24 protein-coding genes and 1 tRNA gene are annotated in these 18,811 nt (G+C 63.0%); 13 read left to right on the top strand and 12 right to left on the bottom strand.

What is annotated here, in order from left to right; all coding sequences use genetic code 11:
- Window positions 1-37: 37 nt before the first annotated feature.
- The 11 genes from FLM21_RS17640 to FLM21_RS20955 all read right to left on the bottom strand — a co-directional run bounded on the left by FLM21_RS17640 (window position 38) and on the right by FLM21_RS20955 (window position 5,933).
- Complete coding sequence (locus FLM21_RS17640) at window positions 38-238, bottom strand: hypothetical protein (RefSeq protein WP_148716833.1); 201 nt, start codon at window positions 236-238, stop codon at window positions 38-40.
- Window positions 239-249: 11 nt separating this feature from the next.
- Entirely contained in the window at window positions 250-1,263 is a 1,014-nt protein-coding gene (locus FLM21_RS17635; RefSeq protein ID WP_187359969.1) for a zonular occludens toxin domain-containing protein, read from the bottom strand.
- Window positions 1,260-1,562, bottom strand: coding sequence for a DUF2523 family protein (locus FLM21_RS17630; protein WP_148716831.1), 303 nt, complete (start codon window positions 1,560-1,562; stop codon window positions 1,260-1,262). The genes FLM21_RS17635 and FLM21_RS17630 overlap by 4 nt, the downstream gene beginning before the upstream one ends.
- A gap of 1 nt (window position 1,563) precedes the next feature.
- Window positions 1,564-3,051: a hypothetical protein gene (locus tag FLM21_RS17625; protein ID WP_148716830.1), complete on the bottom strand. Its 1,488-nt coding sequence runs from the start codon at window positions 3,049-3,051 to the stop codon at window positions 1,564-1,566.
- Window positions 3,052-3,174: 123 nt separating this feature from the next.
- The gene (locus tag FLM21_RS17620; RefSeq protein ID WP_148716829.1) at window positions 3,175-3,396 is read right to left on the bottom strand and encodes a hypothetical protein; all 222 of its coding nucleotides are present in this window, start codon (window positions 3,394-3,396) and stop codon (window positions 3,175-3,177) included.
- Window positions 3,389-3,685, bottom strand: coding sequence for a hypothetical protein (locus tag FLM21_RS17615; RefSeq protein ID WP_148716828.1), 297 nt, complete (start codon window positions 3,683-3,685; stop codon window positions 3,389-3,391). The genes FLM21_RS17620 and FLM21_RS17615 overlap by 8 nt, the downstream gene beginning before the upstream one ends.
- On the bottom strand, window positions 3,685-4,035 hold the full coding sequence (locus tag FLM21_RS17610) for a hypothetical protein (protein ID WP_148716518.1): 351 nt from the start codon (window positions 4,033-4,035) through the stop codon (window positions 3,685-3,687). The genes FLM21_RS17615 and FLM21_RS17610 overlap by 1 nt, the downstream gene beginning before the upstream one ends.
- On the bottom strand, window positions 4,032-5,120 hold the full coding sequence (locus tag FLM21_RS17605; protein WP_148716517.1) for a protein rep: 1,089 nt from the start codon (window positions 5,118-5,120) through the stop codon (window positions 4,032-4,034). Before FLM21_RS17605 ends, FLM21_RS17610 begins: the two co-directional genes overlap by 4 nt.
- Window positions 5,121-5,353: 233 nt before the next feature.
- The gene (locus FLM21_RS20960) at window positions 5,354-5,521 is read right to left on the bottom strand and encodes a hypothetical protein (protein WP_187359968.1); all 168 of its coding nucleotides are present in this window, start codon (window positions 5,519-5,521) and stop codon (window positions 5,354-5,356) included.
- The gene (locus FLM21_RS17600; RefSeq protein WP_148716827.1) at window positions 5,518-5,784 is read right to left on the bottom strand and encodes a DUF3850 domain-containing protein; all 267 of its coding nucleotides are present in this window, start codon (window positions 5,782-5,784) and stop codon (window positions 5,518-5,520) included. The genes FLM21_RS20960 and FLM21_RS17600 overlap by 4 nt, the downstream gene beginning before the upstream one ends.
- The gene (locus tag FLM21_RS20955) at window positions 5,781-5,933 is read right to left on the bottom strand and encodes a hypothetical protein (protein WP_187359967.1); all 153 of its coding nucleotides are present in this window, start codon (window positions 5,931-5,933) and stop codon (window positions 5,781-5,783) included. The genes FLM21_RS17600 and FLM21_RS20955 overlap by 4 nt, the downstream gene beginning before the upstream one ends.
- Window positions 5,934-6,097: 164 nt before the next feature.
- Between FLM21_RS20955 and FLM21_RS17595 the strand changes: the two genes are divergently transcribed.
- On the top strand, window positions 6,098-6,391 hold the full coding sequence (locus FLM21_RS17595) for a hypothetical protein (RefSeq protein ID WP_148716825.1): 294 nt from the start codon (window positions 6,098-6,100) through the stop codon (window positions 6,389-6,391).
- On the opposite strand, the gene FLM21_RS17590 is transcribed toward FLM21_RS17595, so the two are convergent.
- Window positions 6,377-6,466, bottom strand: a tRNA-Ser gene (locus FLM21_RS17590). The genes FLM21_RS17595 and FLM21_RS17590 overlap by 15 nt on opposite strands.
- A 119-nt stretch (window positions 6,467-6,585) precedes the next feature.
- Between FLM21_RS17590 and FLM21_RS17585 the strand changes: the two genes are divergently transcribed.
- From FLM21_RS17585 to FLM21_RS17530, 12 genes are all read left to right on the top strand, one after another.
- The gene (locus FLM21_RS17585) at window positions 6,586-7,248 is read left to right on the top strand and encodes an energy transducer TonB (RefSeq protein ID WP_148716823.1); all 663 of its coding nucleotides are present in this window, start codon (window positions 6,586-6,588) and stop codon (window positions 7,246-7,248) included.
- A 195-nt stretch (window positions 7,249-7,443) separates the two neighbouring features.
- Entirely contained in the window at window positions 7,444-9,738 is a 2,295-nt protein-coding gene (locus FLM21_RS17580; RefSeq protein WP_148716822.1) for a catecholate siderophore receptor Fiu, read from the top strand.
- Between the two features lie 78 nt (window positions 9,739-9,816).
- Complete coding sequence (locus FLM21_RS17575) at window positions 9,817-10,494, top strand: Fe2+-dependent dioxygenase (protein WP_148716820.1); 678 nt, start codon at window positions 9,817-9,819, stop codon at window positions 10,492-10,494.
- Between the two features lie 103 nt (window positions 10,495-10,597).
- Window positions 10,598-11,224, top strand: coding sequence for a PepSY-associated TM helix domain-containing protein (locus FLM21_RS17570; RefSeq protein WP_148716818.1), 627 nt, complete (start codon window positions 10,598-10,600; stop codon window positions 11,222-11,224).
- Between the two features lie 18 nt (window positions 11,225-11,242).
- Window positions 11,243-11,770, top strand: a complete 528-nt coding sequence (locus FLM21_RS17565; RefSeq protein WP_148716816.1) for a DUF2271 domain-containing protein — start codon at window positions 11,243-11,245, stop codon at window positions 11,768-11,770.
- Window positions 11,771-11,793: 23 nt separating this feature from the next.
- A complete protein-coding gene (locus FLM21_RS17560; RefSeq protein ID WP_148716814.1) occupies window positions 11,794-12,594 on the top strand; it encodes a DUF4198 domain-containing protein in 801 nt (266 codons plus the stop codon).
- Window positions 12,591-13,592: an FAD:protein FMN transferase gene (locus FLM21_RS17555; RefSeq protein WP_222846721.1), complete on the top strand. Its 1,002-nt coding sequence runs from the start codon at window positions 12,591-12,593 to the stop codon at window positions 13,590-13,592. The genes FLM21_RS17560 and FLM21_RS17555 overlap by 4 nt, the downstream gene beginning before the upstream one ends.
- Window positions 13,592-15,124 carry a sulfite reductase subunit alpha gene (locus FLM21_RS17550; RefSeq protein ID WP_148716813.1) on the top strand — a complete coding sequence of 511 codons (1,533 nt, stop codon included), beginning with the start codon at window positions 13,592-13,594 and terminating at the stop codon, window positions 15,122-15,124. Before FLM21_RS17555 ends, FLM21_RS17550 begins: the two co-directional genes overlap by 1 nt.
- Window positions 15,125-15,261: 137 nt before the next feature.
- Complete coding sequence (locus FLM21_RS17545) at window positions 15,262-15,543, top strand: FmdB family zinc ribbon protein (protein WP_148716812.1); 282 nt, start codon at window positions 15,262-15,264, stop codon at window positions 15,541-15,543.
- Window positions 15,524-16,243, top strand: coding sequence for a DUF502 domain-containing protein (locus FLM21_RS17540; RefSeq protein ID WP_373281777.1), 720 nt, complete (start codon window positions 15,524-15,526; stop codon window positions 16,241-16,243). The genes FLM21_RS17545 and FLM21_RS17540 overlap by 20 nt, the downstream gene beginning before the upstream one ends.
- A gap of 95 nt (window positions 16,244-16,338) precedes the next feature.
- Complete coding sequence (gene aspS / locus FLM21_RS17535; protein WP_148716810.1) at window positions 16,339-18,141, top strand: aspartate--tRNA ligase; 1,803 nt, start codon at window positions 16,339-16,341, stop codon at window positions 18,139-18,141.
- Window positions 18,142-18,276: 135 nt separating this feature from the next.
- Window positions 18,277-18,759 (top strand): hypothetical protein, encoded by a 483-nt coding sequence (locus FLM21_RS17530; RefSeq protein WP_148716809.1) that lies wholly within the window; start codon window positions 18,277-18,279, stop codon window positions 18,757-18,759.
- The last annotated feature ends 52 nt before the right edge of the window (window positions 18,760-18,811 follow it).

The raw sequence follows: 18,811 nt of genomic DNA, 5'->3' as shown, positions 1-18,811 counted from the left end.
CCCCGATCGGGGGCTTTGTTATTTGGTGACCGTCACACTACCACTTGCACTTGTAGCTGTAGAGCTGGTCGCTGACGTACTTGTGCTGGTCGCGCAGGGATTGCGTGGAGCGCTGGCGCTGTTGTGACTCGATGTTGGCCTTGGCGGCACGCAGATCAGCGCAGTACTTGGCGTTGAGCTCTTCGGCCAAGGCCGAGGTGCAAACAAACAGGGCGAGCATGGCGAGTGTGGCTTTCATCTTGGTTTCCTTTACGAGGGGAGCTTGGGGATACGTGCTGGCGATTCCGCGACCTGGTCGGCCGATTCATCGAACCAGCCTTCGGCCACGATGCGTTTGCAGGTGGCTTGATCCATTTGCGGGATCAGGGTGGCTTGCTGGGTGAAGCACTTGCAGGTGTCGCCCATCACGGCGCAGGCGACCGGCTTTGGCGCGATGCGTGGGGCGGTGATGTCGTCGTAGGCCGGGGCGGTGTGAGGTAGCCCAGCCAGCCGCGGGACACGTGCGGCGAAGTAGTCGAGCTTTTCTTCGCGGGTAAATTGGCCAGCCGGTTGCGGTGCAGCTTGGCCAGCTGGTGCAGACGCTGGGCTGGAAGCTTCGGCCGAAGCGATGCCGGGGTTTTTGGCCTGCATCATGATGAAGACACCGGCTGCGATCGCCAGCAGGACGCCAGCGAGCATGATGCCGATGGTGTACTTGAGCGCCTTGGGCATGGCCGGCTTGAGGTTGTGTACCTCAGCGGACTTGTAAAGCGCGTAGTTCTTCGTCGGGAATGCCCAGAAGTGCGAGGCGGCCTTTTTGCGGTCGGCCTTGTTCTCCGGCGTGTGCACTTTCGGCCATTCAAGCCACTGCGACATCTGCCGGCCCATGATCCGTTCAAGGTGGACGTGCCGGTTGATCAACTTGCGCAGGTCGCTATCGATCAGGCCGGGATGTTGGGTGATCAGAATGGCTTGCTTGCCGCTGTGGCGCATATCTTCGAAGGCGGCGACCTTGGCCGGTCTGGCCGAGCCGTTCGGCCGTGTGGGAAAGACCTTTTGCGCTTCGTCGATGACCACGGTGACGCCCACTTCGAGCTCATACCACTTGTTCGGGTCGAGCAACGAGGCGCACCGGTTGATGCTCAGTGCCTTGATACCGTGGGTGTAGATCGGCGGATCATCAGCCGTGAGCTTGGCGGCCAGTTCGGCGATATGAGTGACAACGGCGAGCGTTTTGCCGTTGCCCTGCAGGCCAGTGAAGAGCGTGGCGACGGCGTTGCTCATTTGGCCAGCATCCGAATGAAGCGCTCGCCCATGATCAGCGTGGCGATGGAGACGAACACCGCGCTGTGCACCTTGATCATGCCTTCGACGCCGAGGAACTTGAGGATGGCCCACACCTCGGGATCGACATCGCCGAACAGGCCCATCACCCATTGCAGGCCGTCGTCGAACAACACGTCGATACCGGTGTAGGAGACAGCGGTCAGACCCAAGGCGAGCAGGATGCGGCCGATGATGGTAGGGAGTGCGGCGGCCAGCGTGGTCCAGATCGCGGCGCCCAGGACGGCGGGTAATGGCATCTCAGAATCTCCGGCCGACCCACATCCAGATGATCCAGAGGCAGGAGAGCGTGGTTAGTGCGTTCACGACCATGCGGATTGCGGTGCCGTGTTCGCAGATCATGGACAGCTTGAATTCGACCGAGCCGCCACCGAAGCCCATCACGCCAGGCACACGGACGTTTTGATCTCGGACGGGGCAGCTGCCGGCGTATTGCTCAGGGTTTTGCAGGGTGAACTTGCTGCGGAAGTCGTTTTCTTCGATGGCGCCTTCCCATGCAATGCCGGATTCAGTCGTGGATTTCTTGGTGAGATCGGACCAGCCCTCCGGCTCTTTACTCATCTCGCAATTGCGCTTATGCATTTCTTTGGCAATCGCGCATTGCACCGGATCACCTTGGCAGGTGAATGTTGATTCGCAGGAGCCAGTGAAGGCGTTTTTGCATTTGTCGTCATTCGGATTGCTTTTGCAAAAGCCCTCTTGAGACGGTTTGCAAGTCGGATCATTCGGGTTATTGGCGCAGGTCTTGGCTTTCTTGCATTGCTCGGAGTTCGGATTGGCTTTGCAGGCGTCGTCGTTCTTTTGCGCACACGACGGATCATTGGGCTTCATGCTGCAAAACTGATCCGTACCCGGTGTGCAGGAGCCGTGTCCGGGATTGGCTTTGCAGAAGTCGTCACCACCAGGCACGCACGATTCGCTACCGGGGTTGGTCTTGCAGAACTCGTCGGAGCCTTTCTGGCAGGTGGCCAAGGTGGGGTTGGCCTTGCAGTACTCATCACCACCGGGCTTGCACTTGGCGTCGCTGGGATTGGCCTTGCAGAAGTCGTTTTCGGTTTCCGGCGTGCCGTCGCCTTTGACGCACACGTTCTGGCCGTTGACGGCGTTCGGCATGAAGCGCTCACCCGACTCGCAGTCACCCGGACCCGAGGGCGGGACGTTCACGTCAGAAGGCTTAGTGCCAGGCGAACTATTCGGCGAGTCGGCTGGACATTTCTGGCCAGTGAACTGGGCGGTACCTTCCATAATCATGGTGCCGTGAAAGACGCCATTCTTTGTGCCGGCTTGATACTTGGCAGAATTCAAATACAGTTCACAACCGCTATTGCACAACGTCACTTCACCAAGCCGACCTTCGAAATACCGGCCGGCCATATCCATTTTTTGACCATACTTGTCGCGGCATACATCTGGTCCAGGCGTCGGCGTCGGGGCAGTTGTCACAGCCTGAAAACGAATCGTGTAGACGGAATAATAATTGCCCCAAGGGTCAGCTCGACTAATACATGCAGCTGCATCCCAATCGGCGACCGGCGCACCGATATCGGCAGAAATATCTTTACAGCCCTCGGTCCACATAGGCTGGGTTTCATACGTCTTCGATGCGCAATAGCCGACGCTCACGTTGTAACTGTTTTGCCCAGTAATTTGAGCAACACACGCTTGCACCGCCGCCAATGCATAGGACGGGGCAATCATCAGCAATAAGAGCAAAAAGAAACGACGCATAGAGAGCACCAAGAAAAACCGGGGCACATGGCCCCGGTGTATCGCTGGCCATCAGGCCGAGCAGATCAACCACAAGGCAGGCAGTCCGAACAGCAAAACAAGGCAACCGGCCGTCATGGCTTATCAGCGACCAATGAAGCCCATGAGCTTCTTGAAGCCCCAGGCGGCGAGGCTGGGGCCCATCTTCACCACGAAGAAGGCGCCCATCAGGCCAATGACCCAAGTACCGACTTCAACCGCATCAGCAGTGCTGACCGTAGGGAGGGTAATGTCGGCATAGGCCGAGCCAGCCATCGCCATGAATGCAGTCAGCAGCAACATGGCTTGTTGGATTTTGTTACTCATCGTCAGAGTCCTTTGATTTGATGAAACGGATGACGTCTCGCATGCCCGCTGCGAGAAACCAGATAAGCCCACAAAGGGCCACGATCTGCGCCGCAAACTCGGGAGTCAGCGCCGCAAATGGGTTTGCCGAAATGAGCTTGTATTCACTCGGCGTGATGAGGACGATGCCGGTGCACTGGTCAAGTGGGACGTCCTGCAGCACCAGCGTATTGCCGGTACTGGGGGCATCCATCGGCCCGCAGGATGCAGGGCCGGTGCCGCAGGGCTTGACCAGGGCGCAGGTGGGCATCAGGCAGCGGCCTTGGACTCAGGGCCGAGCGGGTTGGCCGGGGCTTGGCCAACGACTTCGAAGGCGATGACTTCCTCGCGCGTCTCGCGGCCGTTGGTGGTCTTGCGCACGGTCAGCTTGGCGTCGAAGGGCAGCTTCACCGTGGCGAAGCGGTGCGCCAGGTAGGCATTCGACGGACCGATCTTGAACGCCTCGGTGGCAATGCCACGGGCGGTTTCACCGCGCAGGGCGATCTCGACAAACACCTTGGTGTTGTCGTACTCGATCACCTTGCCGCTATCGTCTTTGAAGCTGCCCTTGGCCGACGTGACGCCGACGACCTTGGCGCTGTAAACAGCATCCATGCTCATGGTTGAATCTCCGGATTGATAAAGGTCGGCGTGACGTCACGCCCCGCTTGCCGAAGGCGGAGCGCCTTGAGGAACAGGAAGCACCCGTCGGTGCCGTGCTTGGCGGCGATGTCGAGGAACTCGCCGCGCATGTTGGTGAGCAGCAGCAACTTCCACTCGTCACGGGTGCAGTGCCACAGCACGCGCTGCGGCTCATCGCCCGGTGCGTCGTCCTGGTCGGCGGCGGCCAGTTGCTCGTCGCTGATGTCATCGAGGCCGAGATAGGCACGCAGGCCGGGGGTGTAATAGAGCTGTCGCGCGCCCTTGAACTCGCGGGCGTATTCCTGGAACAGCAACTTGGCTTCGCCGTCGCCGATCATGGCGTCGTGCAGCAGGGCGAACGGGGTGCGGCCCTTGCGGCGACCGAGCTTGGAATGCTGGCGCGTCATCTCGCGCGAGGCGTCCCAGCGGCTGTCGTCGGCCGGATCGGTGTCGCCGTACTTGGTGACGTAGGACGCGGCCTTGTCGGCACCGCCGACCTGAAAGCCGTGAATGCTGATCTGGCCGAGGCCGGCCTTGTGCACCGCCTTGGCCCAGTAGTCGCGCAGTGACTCCAGCTCGGCCAGCACCGATTCTTCGTCGCCATTGGCAAAGACCAGCTCATGGGTGTGCGGATGCCAGCCGTTCTCGCCGTGGGTCACTTCCAGCGCGCGGACCGTGCCCTTGAAGCCGATGCGCTCGCGGACCGTGCGCCACTGGCGTGAGGCCTTGAAGGTCTTGAGCGCCTTGCGCAGGCCTTCCAGGCATTCGGCCAGATCCTGGTCGATGCGGTGGGGGAAGGTCAGGGTCAGCATGTAGCAGCGACCACCCTGGGCGCGGTGGGTCGCCATGCCGGCGAACAGCTCGGCGCGGCGTTGCTCGGCAATCTTGTTGGCGCACACCGGGCAATGCCAGACGCTGCCGCAGGTCTGCACGCCCCGGTAGCTGGTGCCGCCTTCCGGGCGTTGCACCACCAGGACTTCGCCGGACCAGTTGGCGTTGCTGATGAAGCGATGGCAGCCCGAGACGGATTCGTCCGGCAGCAGTTGCTGGGCGGTGCGTTGCATCCGGTACCGACGACCCCGGGAAGACAGCAGATTCCCCGATTTGCCCTCGCGCTCCCGGATCGCCGCTTTACCCGGTTCCGTGTCAGCGGATTTCCCATTCTTGCCAAGGAGAGCCAACACCGCGCTGCTGGGCGTCGCTCCGCCGTCGCCTGCGGCGCCGGCGCACGCGCCGCGTGCAGCGGCGTGGTCACGCTGCTGCTGCAATGCCAGGTTGAAAAGGGAGATGGGGCGGCTCATTTGCGCCCCCGGCCGAAAACTCGGGATGCCAGGCAGCAGAGCAGGTCGGGGATGACATACGCCAGGCCGATGAGTGCGAGGGCCGCAACCGAGGAAGCTGCACCCACGACAAGCCACATCAGCACGCGCTGCAACAGCTCGACCATCATCGCTTCGGTGCTCATGATTGGTGACCCTCGACATGACGGGTGCCGAGCAGGACGTAGCCGCGCTGGATGCCGGGAACAGAGTCGTCGAGGGCGCACGTCACTTCGACAAGCAACGTTTGCCCGGTGTACTCGGGCATCAGGCCTTCGGTGATTTCGCGAAGCAACAAGCGGTCGCCGACTTGGAAATCACGGTCATCGCGACGCACTTCGAAGGGTTTGAGGCCTTCCCGTTGGAGGCGGAACCACACCGGCCGGATCTTGAGGTCGTGGGTTTTCATCGGCGCCCCATGCACGGAATTTCGTACTGGTGGCAGATACCGGAGGCGGCCGAGAGCGGGCCGGTGGCGAGGGTCAGGTAGAAGCCGTGACGCTTGTAGATGGCGAAGCGTTTGCAGCGGTATTGGGGGCGCGGTGGGGGCGTGCGCACGTCGCGACCAACAGTCCGGCTAGCTCTCATGATGGCTTTCCACTTAATCGCTGGTTTAGGATGCGAATGAGTTCACACAGCGGGATTTCCCAGAGTGGGAAAGTTACGCGGTGGATGAAAGCATTTCCCAGCCTGGGAAATCAACGTGCGCTAGAGGACCAAAAATGAAAACCAGCGTCGAATTGCTTACCGAATACGCAAGTAAATACGGTCAGAGAGGCGTGGCTGAACTATGCGGTGTGAAGGACAACACGGTTACGAACTGGAAGCAGCGCGGAAGAATGACGCCTGCCGCAACGGTGAAGGTCGGGCTAGAACTCGGCTATAGCTATGATTTTCTAACGAAAATTGTCGCTATCGAGCAGGAACAATCGGAGGAAGGACGGAGTTTTTTGACTCAGCTGGCCGAGGCACTCTACCCGGCCGTGGCGATGGCGGGTAGTTGGCGGAAGCGGTGAGATTCGAACTCACGGGGGACGTGAATCCCCGACGGTTTTCAAGACCGCTGCCTTAAACCACTCAGCCACGCTTCCGTCTTGAGCTGCCCCGAGGGTGGGGCAGGGCCGCATTGTAACCAAGCTTGCCCGGTCGGTCACCCGGGCGCTGTGCAAATGATTTGAAGCTGAGAATTCTTATCATTTAGAATGCAGGGATGTCTACGAATCGCTATGTGGTCGTGGGCGGCGTCGTTGCCGCTCACGTCGTCCTGATCTATGCAGCCTTGCACGCTGCTGGGCTGGTGAAGCCGCCGGAACCAGTGGTGATGCCGGTACTGACCTATGTCGAATTGCCGGCACCTCCACGCCCGGAGCCGCCTGCGCCTAAGGCGCAGCCCGAGCCGCCGAAGCCGCAGCCCCGCCCTCAGCCGAAGAAGTCTCCGCCCAAGGTGCAGCAACCCGCACCGCTCAAGGCGCCGCCGACGGAGAATTCCCCGGTGGTGCCGCCCGCTGAGCCGGCCCCGGCGCCAGCCCCTGTTCCCGCACCAGCGCCCGCTCCGGCACCGGCACCAGCGCCCGCAGCGGAAACGCCACTCAGCGAGCCGGTGTTCAATGCGGCCTATCTCAACAACCCCAAGCCCTCCTACCCACGCCAGTCCCAGCTGTTGCGCGAAGAGGGCACGGTAGTGGTCCGTGTACGCGTCAGTGAGGCAGGCCTGCCCGTATCGACTGAGCTTGCCAGGAGCAGTGGTTTTAGCCGGCTGGATAATGCGGCGCTTGATGTGGTGAAGCGCTGGCGTTTCAAGCCGGCGATGCGAGGCAAGGAAGCGGTAGAGGCGACGGTGAACGTGCCAGTGCGGTTCCAGCTCGACAGCTGATCGCGGCGCAGTCCACAAGGAAAGCAAAAGGGCGCAAGGTTGCGCCCTTTTGCTTTCTAAATGCTTTCCTGTTCATAACGAAAAATAAATGAGAAAAATTCTCATCTTCTTTGTTACAATTGCGAAAAATTCGCATTCCGAATGACGTGGTTACAACGTCATCGCTCAGAGATAACACGTTCAGGGAGCTTCACCATGGCCTACATCCGTAGCCGCAAACACGGTGCGCAAGCCGCGCCCGTTCTCAAATCCACCACTGCCGCCACGCTGCTTGCACTCGCCGTTCCTGGCGCGGTCGTTGCCGCTGAAACCACGCTGCCCACAGTGACGGTGAGCGCGCCGACCGAGCAGGCCGAATACAAGGCGGACCGCGTATCGTCGCCCAAGTTTACCGAGCCACTGATCAATACCACCCAGACCATCTCCGTGATCACGGAAGAACTGATCAAGGAGCAAGGTGCCACCACGCTGACCGAAGCGCTGCGCAACAGCCCGGGCGTGAGCACCTTCTTCCTCGGCGAGAACGGTAACACCAATACCGGCGATGCAATCTACATGCGTGGCTTCGACAGCTCGAGCAGCATTTATGTGGATGGCGTGCGCGATCTGGGCTCGGTGTCCCGCGATATGTTCAACATCACCTCGGTGGAAGTCACCAAGGGGCCGGCTGGTACCGACTATGGTCGTAGCGCGCCGACCGGCGCCATCAATCTGGTGACCAAGCGCGCGGGCAAGGATGATGCCAGTTCCGGCTCGCTGGCTGTGGGTGACGACTACCTGCGCGCCACTGCCGACCTGAACCGTGCCATCACCGCGGTGGAAGGCGCGGCGATGCGTGTGAATGTGATGGGCCAGAAGGCTGGCGTGGATGGCCGCGACGAGGTCGAGAACGATCGCTGGGGCGTGGCCGCTTCGCTGGCCTATGGCCTTGGTTCGTCGACGCGCGCGTATTTCGACGTATTGCACGTGCAACAGAACAATATGCCGGATGGTGGCGTACCGACGATCGGTCTGCCGGGCTACACCAGCCCCGATCCGGCTCGTCCTTTCCTCACCAACGCTGGCAAGGTCAACCCGGAAAACTTCTACGGCACCACGTCCGATTTCGACGATGTGCGTACCGACATGCTGACGCTGACGCTGGAGCACGATCTGTCGCCGAATGCGACGGTGCGCAACACCACCCGTTGGGGCAAGACCCGTCAGGACTATCTGCTGACCGCTTTCATGGGCACGGCAGCCAACCTGTTGACGCCTAATCCGGTCGATCCCTCGACCTGGACGCTGGCACGTAGCACTCCGACCAACAAGAACCAGGTCAACGAGATCCTGACCAACCAGACCAACCTGAATGCCACGGTGGCAACCGGCGCCTTGGTGCACGACATCAGCGCGGGCCTGGAACTTACCAGCGAGCAGCAGACCAATTATTCAGTGGTGCGTACCGGCGCTTGGCCGGCTGCCAACCTGTATGACCCGGATCCTAATGTCAGTGGCCTTCGCTGGGAAAAGAATGGCGGGCATGCTGACGGCGAAACCCGCACCGTAGCGGCCTACCTGTTCGATACCATCAAGATCAACGAGCAGTGGCAGGTGAATGGTGGCGTGCGTCTGGAGCACTACAAGACCACGTACCAGAATATCGCGGCTTGCGGTGGTACCGGCAACAGCGCGATCCCTTGCGGGGGCGCGCTGACCGGCTCTCTGGTGACGGCTGCGGATCTCAAGGATTCGGACAATCTCTTCAACTGGAAGCTCGGCGCGCTGTACAAGCCGGCGCCCAATGGCTCGATCTACGTCAACTTCGCTACCTCGCAGCAGCCCCCGGGCGGCTCCAATTTCACGCTGTCGAGCAGCGCGAACAACGCTGGCAACCCGAACTACGAGCCACAAGAGGCGGAGACCGCTGAACTTGGCACCAAGTGGGACCTGCTGGATCAGCAATTGTCGTTGACCGCTGCGGTCTACCGCACGGTGGTGCGCAACGAGATCGAGCAGGATCCAGTCGACTTGCAGTACTACCAGACTGGCAAGAAGCGCGTTCAGGGTGTCGAGCTGGGCGTGGTGGGCCAGATCACCAAGAACTGGGGCGTCAGCGCGGGTTTCACGGTGATGGATACCAAGGTGTTGAGCGGCGCCAGCGTCGGCAACGATGCGGATAGCCGCGACTTGAACTACACCCCGAAGAACGCCTTCACCTCCTGGACTTCCTACAACTTCGGCCATGGCCTGACCGTGGGCGGTGGCGCGCGCTACGTCGGTAAGCTGCAGCGCGGCAAGGATGGCGCCGTGGGCACGCCGAAGTACGCGGAAGCCTATTGGGTGGTGGATGCGATGGCATCGTATGCCGTAACCAAGAACGTCGATCTGCAGCTGAACCTGTATAACCTGTTCGACGAAGACTACGTCGCTGCGATCAACAAGAGCGGTTATCGCTATACCCCGGGCACGCCGCGTTCGGCTCGCCTGACTGCCAACTTCGCGTTCTAAGCGCTTCGGCTCGCCGCTGCCACGCCGCCTCTTGCCGAGGCGGCGTTGGCATTGGTGGCGCCGGCAAGGAAAGCCATCATGCTGCTGCACATTCCCCAGGTTCTGACTGCCGACCAGGTGCGCGCCATTCGCGCCGATCTTGATGCCACGGATTGGGTCGACGGGCGCCAGACCGTCGGGCCGCAAGGAGCGGGGGTCAAGCAGAATCGCCAGCTGGCCGAAGGCTCGCCGCTGGCGCAGCACTGGGGCACAGTCATCCTGCAGGCGCTGGCGCAGCAGCCGCTCTATTTCTCGGCGGCCCTGCCCTTGCGTACGGTGCCGCCGCTGTTCAACCGCTACGAAGGCGGCGAGCACTACGGTTTTCACGTCGATGGCTCGGTACGCGGCCTGCCGGGCGGTGGCACGCTACGCACCGACCTGTCGTGCACGCTGTTCCTCGCCGAGCCGGACGAATACGACGGCGGCGAATTGATCGTGAACGATACCTACGGCCAGCACGAGGTGAAGTTGCCCGCGGGTGATCTGGTGCTGTATCCGTCGTCCAGCCTGCATTGCGTATCGCCGGTCACCCGCGGCGCACGCATCGCGTCGTTCTTCTGGCTGCAGAGCATGGTGCGTGACGATGGCCGCCGCGGCATGCTGTTCGAGCTCGATCAGACCATCCAGCGCTTGCGCGGCCAGCTGGGCGACAACCCCGAGGTGGTGGCGCTGACCAGCCACTATCACAACCTGCTGCGGCAATGGGCGGAGCTGTGAGACGGCACGCCGGCGTAAAGCCAAGTAAAAATCGTTCTTGTTATTGTCAACCTGACGCAGCGCCCGCGCGTTGATGCGCGCTGCGCTCTCATCCCATCCTGCAATGAAATCCGTTTCCGACCGGCAATCGCGTTCGTTCTGGCTCAAGCACCTGCACCGCTGGCACTGGATCAGCTCGGCCATCTGCCTGATCGGCATGCTGCTGTTCGTTGCGACCGGCATCACGCTGAATCACGCCGCCGATATCGAGACCGAACCCCAAGTGGTGAACCGGACGGCCAGCCTGCCGGCGCCGCTGCTGGCCCAGTTGGCGAAGGGGCCGCAGGAGGCCAGGCAGCCGCTGCCGGCGGCGATCGCCGGATGGTTGTCGGCACAGCTGGCAGATGATGTGGCCGGCAAGATCGGCGAGTGGTCCGAGGACGAAGTCTACGTCTCGCTGCCGCGCCCTGGCGGCGACGCTTGGCTGACCATCGATCGTGCCAGCGGCGACGTGAGCTACGAGCTCACTGATCGCGGCTGGATCGCCTACTTCAATGACCTGCACAAGGGCCGCAATGCGGGCCGGGCCTGGGCCTGGTTCATCGACATCTTCGCCGGCACCGCGCTGGTGTTCTGTATTACCGGTTTGTTCCTGTTGCACCTGCATGCCGGCAACCGCCCCACCACTTGGCCGCTGGTGGCCCTGGGGTTGGTCGTGCCGTTGTTGCTGGCGATTGCATTCATTCATTGATCTTCGAGGAGTTAACCCATGCAGAAGTGGTTGCCGGCGACTTTGCCGGCCCTGATCAGCGCCACCTGGGGCGGCCAGGCGTTCGCCGCCGGCATCGACGTCAAGGTCGAGATCCCGCGCCTCAACGTGGCCGAGTACCACCGCCCCTATGTCGCGGTCTGGCTGGAGCGCCCGGATCAAAGTACCGCGACGCATCTGGCGGTGTGGTATCAGCAAAGCGATGGCCCGGAAGGCAAGGGCACCAAGTGGTTGAAGGATCTGCGCCAGTGGTGGCGCAAGGGTGGGCGTGAGTTGAACATGCCGTTCGATGGCGTTTCCGGCGCGACCAAACCGGCTGGCGAGCATGGCCTGTCCTTCACCGAAGGCAAGGCTCCGTTCGCCAAGCTGCCGGCAGGTGACTACCAGCTGGTGGTGGAAGCCGCACGCGAAGTGGGCGGCCGCGAGCTGGTGCGTGTGCCGTTCACCTGGCCGCCCAAGGGCGCCCAGTCCCTGAAGGCCGAGGGCAAGGAAGAGCTCGGCGCTGTTTCGCTGCAACTCAAGCCCTGATCGTTCCCCTGGAGGAAATCCTGATGCAACGTACATTCAAGCTGTTGGCGCTGGCCGCCGCCCTTGCCGTTTCCACCGCAGCCCAGGCGCACAGCTACTGGATGGTGCCGTCCAGCACCGTGCTGTCGTCGCCGCAGTGGATCACCGTCGATGCCGCCGTATCGAACGACATGTTCCACTTCAACCATCGCCCGCTCGCCATCGAGCCGCTGGTCATCGTTGCGCCGGATGGCAGCAAGGTGGCGCCCGCGAACGTCAGCAAGGGAGAGCTGCGCTCGACCTTCGACGTGAAGCTGGAACAGAAGGGTACCTATCGCCTGGAGCTGGTCCGCGCCGGCATCCGTGCCAACTGGAAGGAAGGCGACAAGCCCAAGCGCTGGATGGGCACTGCCGAGGCCTTTGCCAAGGAAGTGCCGGCCGATGCGCCGGACCTGCAGGTGTCGGAAACCATCAGCCGCCTGGAAAGCTTCGTGTCGGTCGGTGCGCCGTCGGCGTTGAAGGTCAGCGGCAAGGGCCTGGAGCTGCAGCCCATCACCCATCCGAATGACCTGATCGCCGCCGAAAAGGCCAGCTTCCAGTTCCTGGTCGATGGCAAGCCGGCTGCGGGTGTTGAAGTCACGCTGGTGCGCGGTGAGCGCCGCTATCGCAATGCGCAGGACGAGATCAAGGTCACCACTGACAAGGATGGCAAGTTCGCCGTTGCCTTCCCGCAGGCCGGCATGTACTGGCTCGATGCGGATGTGCAGGACGACAAGGTCAGCGTGAAGGCCGCCAAGCAGCGTAGCCTCGCCTACACCGCCACGCTGGAAGTGCTGCCGCAGTGAGTCTCGCCGTCGAGCGCCAGTTGCTGATCCCGGTCGAGCCGGCGGCCTTCGTGCCGCAGCCGCTCGCCGGGACGGTGCACGCGCTCGCCGGCCAGACCATGGGTACGACGTGGTCGGTCCGCTTCTGCGGCCCGGCCCGTTGTGATCTCGCGAGCATCGAGGCGGTGCTGCAGGCAGAGCTGGGTCTCGTCGTCGCCCAGATGAGCCACTGGCAACCGGACAGCCTGTTGTGCCGTTTCAACCATGCCGCTGCTGGGAGCTGGCATGTGCTGCCCGAGCCGTTCTGGCAGGTGCTGAGCACCGGGCTGGCCTTGGCGCGGCTCAGTGATGGCGCGTTCGATCCCACGCTCGGTGCGCTGATCGACCTGTGGGGCTTTGGCCCGCCCGGCCCGCGCGCTGCGCCGCCAAGCGAGGCGGAGGTAGACGCCGCCCGGGCACGCAGTGGCTGGCAGCACCTGCAGCTCGAGCTGGCGACGCACCGCGCTCAGCAGCCCGGTGGCCTCGCGCTGGATTTTTCCGGCATTGCCAAGGGGTACGCGGTGGACCGGCTGGCGCTAGCGCTGGCGCGGCTTGGTTACCCCAGTCATCTGATCGAGGTCGGCGGCGAGTTGCGCGGCTTCGGCATCAAGCCTGATGGCCAGCCGTGGTGGGTGGAGCTGGAGGCGCCGCACGGTATCGCGCTGGCCCCTGCCATGGTGGCGCTGCACGGCCTGTCGGTTGCGACGTCCGGGGATTATCACCGCGGCTTTCAGCATGCGGGGCGCTACTACGCCCATACGCTGGACCCGAAAACCGGCGCACCGCTGCTTGAAGCGCCGGCCGCCGTGACCGTACTGCACCGGGAGTGCATGCTGGCCGATGCCTGGGCCACTGCGCTGACGGTGCTGCCGCCGGCAACGGCAATTGCGCTGGCGGACCAGCAGCGGCTGGCCGCACGCGTGGTCGGCCGCGACGGCACGGTCACGCAATCGGTGGCCTGGATGGAGATGCTGGCCTGATGCGTGCGCTCGCCGTCGTTCTGTTCGGCCTGCCGGCGTTGGCGCATGCGGCGCTGGCGCCCGCCGTGCGCGCGCCGGCCATGTTGCTGGTGCTGCTGGTCTACGCCGGATTCTGTGGCGTCATCGCCTGGCGCCACCGCGCCCGGCAACGGCCGGCCGAAGTCGAGGAGGTGGGTGACTGGACCGTAGTCCACGCCAGCCAGACCGGTTATGCGGAACTGCTGGCGCAACAAACCCAGGCAGCCCTGCAACACGCTGGTCTGCAATGTGGCCTGTTGCCGCTGGCCACGCTCGACGCCGGCCGCCTGCTAGCGCTGCGTCGCGTGTTGTTCGTCGTCAGCACCACGGGTGAGGGCGATGCACCGGATACCGCCGCAGCTTTCGTTACCCGCATCATGCAACTGCAGCCCCGGCTGGATGAATTGCACTATGGCGTGCTGGCGCTGGGCGACCGCAGCTACCGCCAGTATTGCGCGTTCGGCTATGTGCTCGACCGTTGGCTGCAGCAGGCTGGAGCGCATGCCCTGTTCGACCTTGTGGAGGTCGACAACGGCGATCCGGCCGCGCTGCGGCACTGGCAACAACAGCTGGCTGCTGTGGCCGGCCACGTCGAGATCGACGATTGGGCGCCGCCCGACTATCAGGAGTGGCCGTTGCTGGAACGGCAACTGCTCAACCCAGGCAGCGCGGGTGATCCACTCTACCTCGTCGCGTTGCAGACGCCGGTCGATGCAAGCTGGCAGGCCGGCGATCTGGTCGAGATCGGCCCCGCGCATGATGATGCGGCGCTGACGCCGTGGCTGGCCGATCTCGGACTGGTGGTGGCCGACCCGGTGCAACGTCGCGCGCTGGCCCGGCGGCAGTGGCCTGAGTCGCTGGCTGGCCTGCAGGGCATGGATGTAGCGGCCTTGCTGGCCGCCTTGCCCCCATTGCCGCATCGCGAGTATTCGATCGCATCCTTGCCCGAAGACGGCAGGCTGGAACTGGTGGTGCGCCAACAACGCGATAACGGCGGCCGGCTTGGCATGGGCTCGGGCTGGCTGACCGAGCATGCGCGTATCGGCGGCGCCATTGCCGTACGCGTACGTGAAAACCGTGGTTTTCATGGCCCGGCCGCTGATGTGCCGCTGATCCTGATCGGCAACGGCAGCGGCATTGCCGGCCTGCGCGCCCACCTCAAGGCCCGTGCCGCGCAGCGTGGCGCGCCGGTCTGGCTGCTGTTTGGTGAGCGCAATGCCGCGCACGACGCCGTGTTCGCCGACGAGCTCGCTGCCTGGCAGCATTCGGGCGTGCTGGCGCGGCTGGACCTTGTCTATTCGCGTGATGGCGAAGCGCACGAATACGTGCAGCATCGCCTGCAGCAGCAGGGCGCACTGGTCCGTGATTGGATCGCGCAAGGCGCGGCGATCCTGGTCTGCGGCAGCCTTGCCGGCATGGCCGGCGGCGTGGCCGACTCGCTGAAGCAGCTGCTCGGCGACGATACCCTGGCTGAGCTCGCTGCTGCCGGGCGTTACCGACGCGACGTCTACTGAACGGCTTTGCCGCGCCATCGGCGCGGGCGGCAGTTGCCGCAAGCGGGCGGGGCTTCGGGTATAATCGCGTGTTTTCCGTGGCTTAGCGCAGACGTTCAGCCACATGCCGGATTGCAAAGGAACACACGGATTACGCCATGCCGATCTACGCCTATCAATGCACGAGTTGCGGCCACAAGGACGAGCATCTGCAAAAGATGAGCGACACCGCCCTGACCGAATGCCCCAGCTGCCATGCCGCAAGCTATACCAAACAGGTGACCGCGGCGGGCTTCAAGCTGACCGGCACCGGCTGGTATGCCACCGATTTCCGTGGCGGTTCGGGCGGTACCAGCGCGCCTGCCACCCAGGCGGCCGAAGCCGCTCCTGCGCCGGCTGCCGGCGGGGCATGTGCGGCGGGTGGCTGTGCCTGCCATTGAACCTCGTGAAACCGCAATGGACCGGTTCAAGCGCTACCTGCTGACCGGCCTGCTGATCTGGGTGCCGCTCGCCATCACCATCTGGGTGATCCAGCTGGTGGTCGGCACCATGGACCAGATCGGCGCGATCCTGCCCGATAGCTGGCGGCCGGATTACTGGTTGCTGCGCATGCTCGAGCCGTCGATGCCCTGGCTGTCGCAGCGCCGTGCCATCCCCGGATTCGGCGTGGTGCTGACCGTGTTCGTGGTGCTGCTCACCGGCGTGGTGGCGGCGAACGTGTTGGGCCGGCGCCTGCTGATCATGGGCGAGCGCCTGCTCAACCGCATTCCCATCGTCCGCTCGATCTATTCCAGCGTGAAGCAGGTGTCGGATACGCTGTTCTCCGATTCCGGCGAGGCCTTTCGCAAGGCGCTGCTGGTGCAGTTCCCGCACCAGGGCAGCTGGACCATCGCCTTCCTCACCGGCGTGCCCGGCGGCGAAGTCGCGACCCAGCTTGAGGGCGAGTACGTTAGCGTCTACGTGCCGACCACGCCCAACCCCACCTCGGGTTACTTCATCATGGTGCGTGCCGAGGATGTCCGCGAGCTCGACATGAGTGTCGACGAGGCGCTGAAGTACGTGATTTCGATGGGCGTGGTCACGCCCGCGGCCCGTCCGGCCGCCTTGCTCGAAGCACCCGAACCCAATCTGCCGGGTTGAGCCAGTTCCGGTTCAACCCGCCCCAAAATCCATTCCATAGCGCTTTGCCCGCAGCGCCTGCGCTGCCTTCAAAACCGAAACGAAAGAGCATTCACATGCGTACCGACTACTGTGGTTTGATCGACACCCGTTACCTGGGCCAGACCGTGACCGTGCAGGGCTGGGCCCATCGTCGCCGTGATCATGGCGGCGTGATCTTCATCGACCTGCGCGACCGTGAAGGCCTGCTGCAGGTGGTGATCGATCCGGATACCCCCGACGCTTTCAAGACCGCCGACGCCTCGCGTTCGGAATACGTGCTGCAGATCACCGGCCTGGTCCGTGCCCGCCCCGCTGGCACCGCCAACAAGAACCTGGTCTCGGGCGAAATCGAGCTGCTGGCCAAGGACATCGTGGTGCTCAACACCGCGGTTACGCCGCCGTTCCAGATCGACGATGAGAACCTGTCGGAAATGACCCGGCTGCAGAACCGGGTGATCGACCTGCGCCGCCCGGCCATGCAGAAGAACCTGCGCCTGCGCTACAAGGTGGCGCTGCTGGTGCGCAACTTCCTCGACAGCAAGGGCTTCATCGATATCGAAACCCCGATGCTGACTCGCTCGACGCCCGAAGGCGCGCGCGACTACCTGGTGCCAAGCCGCGTGCACGACGGCCAGTTCTTCGCATTGCCGCAGTCGCCGCAGCTGTTCAAGCAGCTGTTGATGGTGGCCGGCTTCGATCGCTACTACCAGATTACCAAGTGCTTCCGCGACGAAGATCTGCGTGCTGATCGCCAGCCCGAATTCACCCAGATCGATATCGAGACCTCGTTCCTGAACGAGGACGAGATCATGAGCATCACCGAGGAAATGGCGCGCCACGTGTTCCAGGAGGCCATCGGCGTCGACCTCGGCGAATTCCCGCGCATGCAGTACGACGACGCGATGTTCTACTACGGCTCGGACAAGCCCGATCTGCGGGTGGACCTCAAGTTCACCGAACTGACCGACGTGATGAAGACCGAGGAATTCAAGGTGTTCCGCGGCGCTGCCGACATGGACGGCGGCCGCGTGGTTGGCCTGCGCATTCCGGGCGGCGCGGACTTCAGCCGCTCGGTGATCGACGAGTACACCAAGTTCGTTGCCATCTATGGTGCCAAGGGCCTCGCCTACATCAAGGTCAACGACGTTGCCAACATCAGCAACGATCCGGACAACTCCGGCCTGCAGGCGCCGATCGTCAAGTTCCTGTCGAACGAGGCGCTCAAGGCCATCATCGAGCGCACCGGCGCGCAGAACGGCGACCTGATCTTCTTCGGTGCCGACAAGCGCAAGATCGTCGACGAGGCCATTGGCGCGCTGCGCATCAAGATTGGCCACGAGCGCGGTGAGGCGGGCGGCTACTTCAAGCGCGAATGGAAGCCGCTGTGGGTGGTCGATTTCCCGATGTTCGAGTACGACGAGGATGGCAAGCGCTGGAATGCTTGCCATCACCCGTTCACTTCGCCGAAGGCAGAGCATCTGGAACTGTTGCAGACCAATCCGGGTGCCTGCAAGGCGCGCGCCTACGACATGGTGCTGAACGGCTGGGAAATGGGCGGCGGCTCGGTGCGTATCCACTCGGCCGAGGTGCAGTCGACCGTGTTCGAAGCGCTCGGCATCGGCGAGGAAGAAGCGCAGAACAAGTTCGGCTTCCTGCTCGACAACCTGAAGTACGGTGCGCCGCCGCACGGCGGCCTGGCGTTCGGCCTCGACCGTCTGGTCACGCTGATGACTGGCGCCGAGTCGATTCGCGACGTGATCGCCTTCCCCAAGACCCAGCGTGCGCAGTGTCTGCTGACCAACGCGCCAAACGCGGTGGACGAGAAGCAACTGCGCGAGTTGCACATCCGCCTGCGCAATCCGCAGCCGACCGCTTAAGCCGCAAGCTGACAGGCGGTATCCAGCAAACGCCGGATTTTGTTGCAGAAAATGGAAAAGGCACCTTCGGGTGCCTTTTCTTTTTCCTGTCTTGCTGTGTAAAATGCATTTCATCAGACAGACGGAAGGTAATGCGTGATGGACAGACTTGGCAGCAGCAAACTGACGCATCGCTGCGGGCACCCATTGAGCAACGGCCCGCTGTTCGAACAGGACGAAGCGTATCTGATCCGCGCAGCCTTCCCCTGCGCCCACTGTCTACGGGAAATGGCACGCAAGCAGTCACTGGAAACCCATGCTTACGTCAACCTCCAGCAACTTTCGCCCGGCATGGCCGCATTCGTGGTCGAGGTATCGCAGGGCTCCGATGAACTGGGTGATCTGCTGGCTGCGGTGGGTTATGCCAAGCGCGGTCGCTCGCGCGACGAGCTCACCCCCGGTGCGACGGCGCGCGGCGACGCCGATGAGGTGTGGCGCAAGGAATTCTGGTTTGCCACCAGCACCGATCCGCGCCACGTGGTGTCGCTGGTCGATCACATCAAGATGGAGATGTCCTGGCTTGGCGAATACCTGCCGGGTGGTGCGGCCAGCGTGGATTTCTGCTCGTTCCCCAACTGATCGTCGTTCTGGCCGACACAAAGGCGCCCGCGGGCGCCTTTGTCGTTTCCGG

This window comes from Chitinolyticbacter meiyuanensis, from assembly GCF_008033135.1.
Taxonomy (GTDB): Bacteria; Pseudomonadota; Gammaproteobacteria; order Burkholderiales; family Chitinibacteraceae; genus Chitinolyticbacter; species Chitinolyticbacter meiyuanensis.
The sequence above is the reverse complement of the archived record's forward strand: the minus strand, read 5'-3'. Positions and strand labels throughout refer to the sequence as shown.

What these genes read in the sequence shown, in the direction of transcription:
- FLM21_RS17640 (WP_148716833.1), bottom strand. Translation starts at nt 238, where the DNA reads ATGAAAGCCACACTCGCCATGCTCGCCCTGTTTGTTTGCACCTCGGCC.
- FLM21_RS17635 (WP_187359969.1), bottom strand. Translation starts at nt 1,263, where the DNA reads ATGAGCAACGCCGTCGCCACGCTCTTCACTGGCCTGCAGGGCAACGGC.
- FLM21_RS17630 (WP_148716831.1), bottom strand. Translation starts at nt 1,562, where the DNA reads ATGCCATTACCCGCCGTCCTGGGCGCCGCGATCTGGACCACGCTGGCC.
- FLM21_RS17625 (WP_148716830.1), bottom strand. Translation starts at nt 3,051, where the DNA reads ATGCGTCGTTTCTTTTTGCTCTTATTGCTGATGATTGCCCCGTCCTAT.
- FLM21_RS17620 (WP_148716829.1), bottom strand. Translation starts at nt 3,396, where the DNA reads ATGAGTAACAAAATCCAACAAGCCATGTTGCTGCTGACTGCATTCATG.
- FLM21_RS17615 (WP_148716828.1), bottom strand. Translation starts at nt 3,685, where the DNA reads ATGCCCACCTGCGCCCTGGTCAAGCCCTGCGGCACCGGCCCTGCATCC.
- FLM21_RS17610 (WP_148716518.1), bottom strand. Translation starts at nt 4,035, where the DNA reads ATGAGCATGGATGCTGTTTACAGCGCCAAGGTCGTCGGCGTCACGTCG.
- FLM21_RS17605 (WP_148716517.1), bottom strand. Translation starts at nt 5,120, where the DNA reads ATGCAACGCACCGCCCAGCAACTGCTGCCGGACGAATCCGTCTCGGGC.
- FLM21_RS20960 (WP_187359968.1), bottom strand. Translation starts at nt 5,521, where the DNA reads ATGAGCACCGAAGCGATGATGGTCGAGCTGTTGCAGCGCGTGCTGATG.
- FLM21_RS17600 (WP_148716827.1), bottom strand. Translation starts at nt 5,784, where the DNA reads ATGAAAACCCACGACCTCAAGATCCGGCCGGTGTGGTTCCGCCTCCAA.
- FLM21_RS17595 (WP_148716825.1), top strand. Translation starts at nt 6,098, where the DNA reads ATGAAAACCAGCGTCGAATTGCTTACCGAATACGCAAGTAAATACGGT.
- FLM21_RS17585 (WP_148716823.1), top strand. Translation starts at nt 6,586, where the DNA reads ATGTCTACGAATCGCTATGTGGTCGTGGGCGGCGTCGTTGCCGCTCAC.
- FLM21_RS17580 (WP_148716822.1), top strand. Translation starts at nt 7,444, where the DNA reads ATGGCCTACATCCGTAGCCGCAAACACGGTGCGCAAGCCGCGCCCGTT.
- FLM21_RS17575 (WP_148716820.1), top strand. Translation starts at nt 9,817, where the DNA reads ATGCTGCTGCACATTCCCCAGGTTCTGACTGCCGACCAGGTGCGCGCC.
- FLM21_RS17570 (WP_148716818.1), top strand. Translation starts at nt 10,598, where the DNA reads ATGAAATCCGTTTCCGACCGGCAATCGCGTTCGTTCTGGCTCAAGCAC.
- FLM21_RS17565 (WP_148716816.1), top strand. Translation starts at nt 11,243, where the DNA reads ATGCAGAAGTGGTTGCCGGCGACTTTGCCGGCCCTGATCAGCGCCACC.
- FLM21_RS17560 (WP_148716814.1), top strand. Translation starts at nt 11,794, where the DNA reads ATGCAACGTACATTCAAGCTGTTGGCGCTGGCCGCCGCCCTTGCCGTT.
- FLM21_RS17550 (WP_148716813.1), top strand. Translation starts at nt 13,592, where the DNA reads ATGCGTGCGCTCGCCGTCGTTCTGTTCGGCCTGCCGGCGTTGGCGCAT.
- FLM21_RS17545 (WP_148716812.1), top strand. Translation starts at nt 15,262, where the DNA reads ATGCCGATCTACGCCTATCAATGCACGAGTTGCGGCCACAAGGACGAG.
- aspS (WP_148716810.1), top strand. Translation starts at nt 16,339, where the DNA reads ATGCGTACCGACTACTGTGGTTTGATCGACACCCGTTACCTGGGCCAG.